A 7,945-nucleotide genomic window follows, 5' to 3' on the forward strand; every position below is an offset into this window, starting at 1 on the left:
CATGAGACCGATGGGGACGAAGACGGCCACGAGCACCAGCGTCGTCGCGATGACGGCGAAGGCCACCTCGTTGACGCCGCGGAACGACGCGAGAAGCGGCGGTTCGCCCTCCTCGATGCGCCGGTGGATGTTCTCCAGCACCACGATGGAGTCGTCCACGAGAAGGCCGATCGCCAGCACGAGGGCCAGAGATGTCAGCAGGTTGATGGAGAACCCGAAGGCCGCGAGGACGATGAAGGCCGAGACGAGCGAGATGGGAACCGTCAGCGCGGGCACGAGCGCCGCGCGACCGCTTCCCAGGAAGACGAAGATGATGCCGATGACGAGCGCGCAGGCGATGAGGAGCGCCAGTCGCACCTCGTGGATCGCCGCCTGGATGAAGACCGAGCTGTCCCTCAGGACAGTGAGCTCCATGCCCTCGGGGAGCTGCGGCCTCACCTCCTCCATCGCGGCCTTGACGCCGCTGATGACGGCCAGCGTGTTGGCCGTCGACTGGCGGGAGACGCCGATCCCGATGGCGCTCTGGCCCTCGGCCGTGAAGCTGTCGCGGAGGTCCTCCGGCGCGACCTCGATGTCGGCGACGTCGTCGAGCCGCACGAGATAGCCGTTGCCGCGGTGGACGACCAGCCTCCGGAAGTCATCGGCGGTCCGGAACCCACGTTCCAGACGGATGGAGAACTCCCGCATCTCAGACTCGAGACGCCCGGCGGGCAGCTCCACGTTCTCAGACCTGAGAGCGCTCTCGACGTCCTGCACCGTCAGACCGCGCGCCGCCAGCGCCCGCCTGTCGAGCCACACCCTCATCGCGAAGCGCTTCCCGCCGAACACGCGGGCGTCGGCGACCCCGTCGACGATCGAGAACCGGTCCAGCAGATGCCGCTCGGCGAAGTCCGTGAGTTCCATCTGCGACATCGTCGGGTGCCAGAGCCCTATGATGAGGTCGGCCCCGCTCCCGCCGCCGCGCTTCGACACGCGCGGCGGGTCGGCCTCCTCGGGCAGCCTGCCGACGACGCGGCTCACGCGGTCGCGCACGTCGTTGGCGGCCTCGTCGATGTCGCGCTCGATGTCGAACTCGAGACTGACGCGCGAGTAGCCGTCCGAGCTGGCGGACTCGACGGTCTTGAGTCCCTCGATGCTCGAGACGGCCCCCTCGATGATCTGCGTGATCCTCGATTCCACGACGTTGGCCGCCGCGCCGCCGTAGCTGGTCGACACGCTGATGATGGGCCGGTCGATGTCGGGATACTCGCGGAGCGCGAGACGCTGGTAAGAGATGATGCCGAACACGATCAGCACCAGGCTGATGACGGTCGCGAAGACGGGTCGTTTGATGGAGAGCTCGGAGAGGACCATCAGGAGGCCCGCCCGGAGGGAGCAGCCTGCTCGGTCTCGATCCCGTCAGGTACCACGCGGACCTGCGCGCCGTCCCTCAGGCTCATCAGGCCGTCGACGACGATGGTGTCGCCCGGGGCGAGGCCGTGGGTGACCTCGACGAGGCCCACCTCGCGCGCGCCGAGCGTGACCTCACGCTGCTCGACCCGCTCCCCTCCGCGGATGACGAAGACATACTGCTTGTCGGCGTACGAGAGGAGCGCGCGTTCCGGCACGCCGGCCGCCTCGCGCGGACAGCACGTGAGCTCGACCGTCAGCAGCATCCCGCCGCGGAGTCGACGCTCCGGGTTCGGGATCGTCGCCTGCATCCCGACCGCCCGGGTGGCCGGGTCGACGCGGGGCTCCACGGCGGTGACCCGTCCGCGAAACTCCTCGTCGGGCCACGGCGTCGCCCGTCCGATGACGGTCTGGCCCACCTCGACCTGGGCGAGCAGGGCCTCCGGGACGGCGAAGTCCACCTTGACGACGCTCAGGTCGTCGAGGGTCGTGATGACCGTCCCGGGCGAGACGAGGGCCCCGGGACTGACCCGCCGTATGCCCAGCACACCGTCGAAAGGGGCCTCGATGATGCGGTCGTCGAGCCGGGCCCGCGCCGCCTCGAGCCGCGCGGCCGCCGCATCGAGATCGCCCCGGGCGACATCGAGCTCCTCCTGCGACACGAGGTCGCCGTCGCGAAGCTCCGCCACCCGGTCGAGTTCGCGCTGTCGCTCCTCGTACGCGACCCGGGCCTCCTTGACGGCCGCCGACTCCTCGGTGTGGTTGAGCTCGACCAGCACGTCACCCGCACGGGCAAGGGCTCCGTCATCGAAGTGGACCGCGGCGACCCGCTCGGTCACGGCGGGCGTGATGATGACCGACTCGTTCGGCGTCACGGTGCCGATGGCCTCCGTGCGGTCGGAGAACATCCTCGCGTCGACGACCTCGGTCGTGACGGTCGTCACGCGGGGACCCCGGGAGCGCTCATCGGCCTCCCCCCGCAGGAGGACGTAGCGCGCCGCCAGCACAAGGACCACGGCGCCGACGATGATGAGAGCGGATCTGACGAGCTTCATAGCGTTGGCCTTCCCGCGCGCCCGCTTCCGCCGCGCGCGACGATACATTCCCGAAGAGACGAGAGACCGCCCGGGCCCGTCCATCCCGGGCGGTTCTCAATATGGTCCCCTGGCGGCCCCCGCGCTACTCCAGGTCGATCTCGTGCACCTCGCCGAACGTCGAGAGCGGCACGTCGAACTGCTCCGGATCGCCGACGAAGAGCAACGTGAGGGCGTCGGGGTGCAGGTACTCGGCCGCCGCGTGCTTCACGTCCTCGATCGTCATGGTCTCGATGGCCTCAATGAAGCGCTCCGGCCTGTCGAGCGGCAGTCCCTCGTACTCATAGCGGATGAGGCGCTTGACGATCTCCGACTTCGACTCGTACTGGAACACCTGCTGGTTGAGGTACGTGTCTCTCGCCCTCCGGAACTCATCGGCCGTCGGTCCGTTCTCCTTCATCTCTTCGATGATGTCGACGATGAGACCGGCGGCACGCCCGGCCGCGTCGGCCCGCGTCTGCGACGATGCCGTGAAGAGACCATAGGTCCAGGGGTCGTCGCCGTAGCGCGAATAGGCTGCGTACGCCAGACCCTCGTCTGTCCGCACCTTCTGGGTGATGCGGGACGTGAAGCTCCCCCCGCCGAGGATGAAGTTCATCACACGGATGGCGGGAAGGTCCTCGTTCCTGCTGTTCACGCCGAGGTGGCCGATCATGATGACGGCCTGGTTGATGTCCTTGAAGGCGTACTGCACGGAGGGCTCGAGGTCCCGCTCCAGCTCGGGGACGGGCTCCGGCTCGACCGGGTCGCCGTCCCAGTCGGCCAGCGCCTCATCGAGCCTCGCGACGATCTCATCGCGTGTGACGTCGCCGACGATGCCGATGATCGCGTTGTCGGGAGCCACGTACGCCCGGTGGAATGCGACCAGATCGTCCCTCGTGATTGTGGTCACGGACTCGACCGACGCGTCGCGCCCCATCGGGTGGTCGCCGTAGAGAGACTTGCGGTACTCCTGCCATGCGACGGCGCGCGGCTCGTCGTTCTCGCGGCGCACGTCCTCCAGGAGCGACTCCCGGCGCAGCTCGAAGACGTCCTCCGGGAACGCCGGACGAGCGAGGAGTTCTTCCAGAACATCGAGGCAGAGATCCAGGTCCTTCGTCAGGCAGTTCACATGGACATCGAGCCTCCGCGTTCCCGCGCTCACCTCGACGCGCGCGGCCACGAACTCCAGCTCCTCGTTGATGCGCTCACCCGGCCACTCCTCGGAGCCGCCGTTCCGCATGACCCGGGCGGTCAGCGTCGCGACGCCCTCCCTGTTCTCCGGCGAGAAGTCGGTCGGGATCAGAATGTGGATATCCACGATCGGGATCTCGTGGTCCTCGATGAAGAAGCCGTGCATGCCATTCGCGAACTCGATGCGCTCGTACTCCGGCGTCTCGAGTTCGAGCGCCGGGTAGTCCAGGTCCTCCGGTTCGGTGGACAGAACCTGCGGCAGCCCCCTGCCGCTCACCTGCTCCATGTCGGCGGTCGGCGCCGTTCCCGCGCACCCCGCGAGGAGCGAGGCCAGCACGAGCACGGACGCTATCATGGCGGATGTCACTCTCATCGGTACACTCCTTGACTGTTGGTGAGCCCCGATGGGGCTCTCCGCCGGTTATCCCTGCTCGGCCTTCATGCGCTCCCAGAGCTCCTTCGCGAACTCCGCGCGGCCCTGCTCGTCGAGCGACTGGAACTTCATCATCATCTCGCGCTGCTCTTCCTCGGGAAGCGTCTGCGCCCACTGCATGAGCTTCCGGAGATCGAGCTCCTCCTCGCCGGAGTCGGGCTCGTCCGACTCGACCTCGACGAGCCAGCCGACCGTGCGATTCTCCTCGGTGAAGTACTTCTTCGCCACACGCATGATGTCGGCCGGCGTGACGGCTTTCTTGCGCTCCATATCGGTGTAGATGGCCCGCCAGTCTCCGCGCATCGCCTCGTACATGCCGACGCGGAACGCCATCCCCATGTTGGAGCCGAGCGCCCGCACGAGCATCGCCTCCTCGGCGTTCCAGAGGCGCTCGAGCTCGCGCATCTCGACCTCTTCCGTCTTGAGGCGCTCGAGCTCAGCGTAGACGGCGGCCTCGACCTCCTCGAGCGTGTGGGGCGCCTTCGGCTCGGCGTTGATGACGAAGAGCGGCGCAAGCCGGCTCCCCGGACCGATCCACGCGCTCGGGGCGCTGCGCGTCAGACCCTGCTCCTCGTAGATCGAGGTGTGGAAGCGGCTCGTGCGTCCCTGCGAGAGGATGCCTGAGATCATCTCCATGACGTAGGCGTCCGGATGAGGGATCTGGGGCACGTGATAGCCCATCATGAGCACGGGCTTCGCGTCCTTCTTCACGACGACACGGCGCTCGCCCTGCTGCTCCGGCTCGCATGTGACGAGCGGAGGCAGCTCCTCGCCGGCGGGAATAGGCGCGAAGTACTCCTCGGCGAACTCCTGCACCTGCTCCGGCGTCACGTCACCGATGAAGATGCCAAGCGCGTTGTTCGGCGCATAGTAGCGGTCGTAGTAGTCCTGGAGGTCCTGCCGGGTCGTCATCTGGATGTCGGACATCCAGCCGAGGACCGGGCTTCGGTACATGCAGGCCGAGTAGGCGGTGGCCATGAACGACTCGAACAGCATGCTCTCGGGCTCGTTCTCGCTCATCCGGCGCTCCTCGGCGACGACATCCCGCTCCGTGTAGAACTCGCGGAAGACGGCGTTGGCGAGACGGTCGGACTCGAGGAGCATGAAGAGCTCGAGGCGGTTCGCCGGCAGGTACGCGAAGTAGAACGTCCCGTCGTACGACGTCCCGGCGTTCAGCATCCGGGCGCCGTTGTTCATGTAGGTCTCCCAGAGCTCGTTCGAGACGATGAGCTCGCGGTGCTCCGCCATGACGTCCTGGAGCATCATCTCGTTCGTCAGGAGCTCGATGTAGAGACCGTAGTAGTCGGTGTTGCCCTCTTCAACCAGGCCAGGGACGTCGAGCATCGCCCCGGTCGGTCCGCGCTCGGTCAGCCTTTCAACCAGGAGTTCGAGCTCCAGCGCGCGGTCGTTCCCGACGGCCTCCCGGTCGGCCTCGCTCAGGTTCGCGATGACCGAGGTCGCATCCTCCTCGAAGATCTGGTAGCGCCACGGCTCCATCTCGAGCCGAAGTGAACGGATCGTCTCCGCCAGTTCGTCCTCGCGCTCCAGGTACGCCTGTTCGGCCTCGAAGTCCTTCGTGCCGACCGTAGCGGTCCCCTTGAACAGCATGTGCTCGAGAAGGTGCGAGATTCCCGTGATGCCGGGGCGCTCGTAGATGCTCCCCACCCGGAACGCCACGGCGCAGAAGACGACCGGCGCCTCATGCCGCTCCACGACCAGGAACTTCATGCCGTTGTCGAGCTCGAACTCGCTGACCTTGTCCTCGAGGGTCTGGGCCCCCGGGGAACCTGCGAAGCCGAGCACGACGACAGCGCACAGCAGTGCGGTGAGAACCCGCTTCATGGGCCTCTCCTTTCGTCGGCTGGATGCGCCGCCACACGTTGACAGCGCCTGTAGAATGGAGTCCTCACATCATACAGCCACGATGAACGCCCGGTCAAGGTCGCCTGTCGAGGACGGGGGCCGGCGGGACGCAGTTCCGGGAGGAGTGTCGCATGGGTCACATTGTCACGCGTGACGGCCGCGAGGTCCGGGTGGGCAAGATCGTCGCCATCGGCGCCAACTACACCGACCACATCGAGGAGATGGGTCACACCATTCCGGAGAGCCCGATGGTCTTTCTCAAACCCTCGACATCGATCATCCACGAGGGCGAGGCGATCGTCTGCCCTCCGACCTCGAACCTCGTTCACCACGAGGTCGAGCTCGGGCTGGTCGTCGGCACCGGGGGGAAGAACATCGCCGGGGGAAGCGGGATGGACCACGTGTCCCACTACCTTCTCGCGCTCGACATGACGCTCCGCGATGTGCAGCTCGACGCCATGCAGCGGGGCTGGCCGTGGAGCATCGCGAAGGGCTTCGACGGGGCCTGTCCCGTCTCGGCGGCGCTCCCCGTGGACGACGCGGACGCGCTCTCACGCATGCCGATCCGTCTGGCGGTGAACGGCGACACGAGACAGGACGGCACGACCGGCAACATGATCTGGGGCCCGGGACAGCTCGTCGAGATCGCGTCGTCGCACTTCACGCTTGAGCCCGGTGACCTCATCCTGACCGGCACGCCCGCGGGAGTCGGCGAGGTCGGGAAGGGCGACACGATCGAGGCGTGGCTCGGGGATGAGCTCACGATCCGGTTCCTCGTGGAGTAGCGGGAACATCCGGATGCCACTAAGAAGCGGGCCGCCCATCCGGGCGGCCCGCTCGCGTTCACTCTCACATCCTGCCTGTGTTACGGGATGTCGGGTTCTCCGGTGTGCAGAATCCAGTCGATCAGAGCATAGATCGCCTCGTACCACGTGATCACGCCGTCGCCGTTCGCATCGGGGTTGTAGGCCTGAACAGTGGTTGCGTAGGGAACCGGGACGGGGACGGAGTTCAGGATGACGCCGTGTGTGACGCTCGTGCCGAGGACGGCGCAGACGACCAGCAGGATGATCGTGGCCCTAGCGAGCTTCGGCAATCCTCTCACCCCCCTTCAGAAGGTACACCTGGTCCGGTACCTCGTACCCGTACGTGCTGCCGCCGGGAAGCTCGTCGAAGCGGATGTAGAGCTTGAACCCTCCTGCGTCCGACCGGTCGAACTGCGTCGCATCGCCCGAGAGCACCAGAGGGTGCATTTCCGGATCAAAGAGCCTCATCTCGGGAGGATGCGAGGTGATGAGCCTCCGCATGATGATGTCGCTGCTCTCGATCTCGGAGCTCGTACCGTCCTCCTCATCGGAGTACGCGAAGACGAACCGCGTCGTCTCGTCCAGAACAAGACTGGCGCCGTCTTCCGGGTAGACCCCTGCGACGACGTAGACGCCCGGGTTCTCGGCGATGAAGCGGGCCCACGGAGCGCGCCCCGAGCGGATCACCCGATCGATGCGTCCGCCGGGCGAGCGGAAGACGTACGGGTTGGTATCCATGACCTTGTAAAGGCCCAGAGTCACGCCGCCCTCGAGCTCGAGGACATACGACCAGTCAAAGTCATGAGGGAATGAAGCCGCGCCGGGTCCGGAGACGAGGGCCAGAAGAACGACCGTAAGGATGAGGCGTTCCGCGAGTCTGTGATGGTGGACAGACACTGCCCTGTGACCTCCGCCGGTGCCGGGGACTGTGCGTCAGCAGGCAGATCGAGGAGGGACCAAAACAGAGTAACTCTACTGAGTTCCCTATGTCAAGTCCTTTGTAATATCTCCTTAATGCGATATTATCCACTATCAACATAACAAGAGAGAGCAAGAGCGATGCCACGAACCGGATCTGAGGTGTAACGGCTTGCCGTCAACCACCACTCGACCCACGGGTGCCGTCAGGCCTTCGGCTTCCTCGGAAGCCACCCCGTTCCCGTCGCGCGGAGCTTCACCGGCCCGAC

General features: G+C 66.3%; 7 protein-coding genes. 1 reads left to right on the plus strand and 6 read right to left on the minus strand.

Features of this window, described 5'->3' with window-relative positions; genetic code table 11:
• The 4 genes from GF405_07970 to GF405_07985 all read right to left on the minus strand — a co-directional run.
• Nucleotides 1–1,353 (minus strand): MMPL family transporter (locus GF405_07970; protein MBD3368090.1); only part of this gene is annotated, 1,353 nt, incomplete at its 3' end.
• Nucleotides 1,353–2,528 (minus strand): efflux RND transporter periplasmic adaptor subunit, encoded by a 1,176-nt coding sequence (locus GF405_07975; GenBank protein MBD3368091.1) that lies wholly within the window; start codon nucleotides 2,526–2,528, stop codon nucleotides 1,353–1,355. The genes GF405_07975 and GF405_07970, both read right to left, overlap by 1 nt.
• A gap of 40 nt (nucleotides 2,529–2,568) precedes the next feature.
• Entirely contained in the window at nucleotides 2,569–4,029 is a 1,461-nt protein-coding gene (locus tag GF405_07980) for a hypothetical protein (protein MBD3368092.1), read from the minus strand.
• 48 nt (nucleotides 4,030–4,077) lie between these two features.
• Nucleotides 4,078–5,931: an insulinase family protein gene (locus tag GF405_07985; protein ID MBD3368093.1), complete on the minus strand. Its 1,854-nt coding sequence runs from the start codon at nucleotides 5,929–5,931 to the stop codon at nucleotides 4,078–4,080.
• Nucleotides 5,932–6,083: 152 nt separating this feature from the next.
• Here GF405_07985 and GF405_07990 point away from each other — a divergent pair, with 152 nt between their 5' ends.
• Complete coding sequence (locus GF405_07990) at nucleotides 6,084–6,737, plus strand: acylpyruvase (protein MBD3368094.1); 654 nt, start codon at nucleotides 6,084–6,086, stop codon at nucleotides 6,735–6,737.
• A gap of 80 nt (nucleotides 6,738–6,817) precedes the next feature.
• Here GF405_07990 and GF405_07995 read toward each other — a convergent pair whose 3' ends face one another.
• Complete coding sequence (locus tag GF405_07995) at nucleotides 6,818–7,048, minus strand: hypothetical protein (GenBank protein MBD3368095.1); 231 nt, start codon at nucleotides 7,046–7,048, stop codon at nucleotides 6,818–6,820.
• A complete protein-coding gene (locus GF405_08000; protein ID MBD3368096.1) occupies nucleotides 7,032–7,655 on the minus strand; it encodes a hypothetical protein in 624 nt (207 codons plus the stop codon). The genes GF405_07995 and GF405_08000 overlap by 17 nt, the downstream gene beginning before the upstream one ends.
• Between the last annotated feature and the right edge of the window lie 290 nt (nucleotides 7,656–7,945).

It is taken from the genome of Candidatus Effluviviaceae Genus V sp. (assembly GCA_014728125.1).
Classification (GTDB): Bacteria; Joyebacterota; Joyebacteria; order Joyebacterales; family Joyebacteraceae; genus WJMD01.

What these genes read in the sequence shown, in the direction of transcription:
- GF405_07975 (MBD3368091.1), bottom strand. Translation starts at nt 2,528, where the DNA reads ATGGACGGGCCCGGGCGGTCTCTCGTCTCTTCGGGAATGTATCGTCGC.
- GF405_07980 (MBD3368092.1), bottom strand. Translation starts at nt 4,029, where the DNA reads ATGAGAGTGACATCCGCCATGATAGCGTCCGTGCTCGTGCTGGCCTCG.
- GF405_07985 (MBD3368093.1), bottom strand. Translation starts at nt 5,931, where the DNA reads ATGAAGCGGGTTCTCACCGCACTGCTGTGCGCTGTCGTCGTGCTCGGC.
- GF405_07990 (MBD3368094.1), top strand. Translation starts at nt 6,084, where the DNA reads ATGGGTCACATTGTCACGCGTGACGGCCGCGAGGTCCGGGTGGGCAAG.